This window comes from Methylobacterium sp. J-076 (assembly GCF_022829405.1).
Classification (GTDB): domain Bacteria; phylum Pseudomonadota; class Alphaproteobacteria; order Rhizobiales; family Beijerinckiaceae; genus Methylobacterium.
On the sequence record NZ_JAKSXW010000059.1, the window covers coordinates 1 to 361 of the forward strand.

Annotated in this window: 1 pseudogene; it reads right to left on the bottom strand. The window is 70.4% G+C overall.

The window, feature by feature from the left end:
• A pseudogene (locus tag MKK53_RS04390) lies at nt 1-361 on the bottom strand (hypothetical protein); the annotation flags it as partial.

Sequence of the window (361 nt, forward strand, 5' to 3'; positions counted from 1 at the left end):
CCCGGTCCGTTGGCCGCAGGGCAGACCGCCGTGGCTTGAGACCCCACGATCGACCGAAGGCCGAGCGCCAGGAACGCAGCCACCGCGGAGTTCTGGATCCACGCGGCCAGCATTGCGCCCACATTGCTGGCGAGCGGATACAGCTGGCTGCCGTTCACCGCGTCTGTCGAGCTCGCCGTCACCCGGACCGCCGCCACGTTCTGGATCTGGCGCTCGGAGACCGGCGCGCCCACCGACACCACGCCCACCGGCGAAGTCCCGGCGAACCCACCGAACGTCGTCCCGCCGATCGTCACAGACGACACGTTCGTCGCCGCAGAGGTCGTCGCATAGTCGCCCAACGCGACGCTGCGGTCCACCG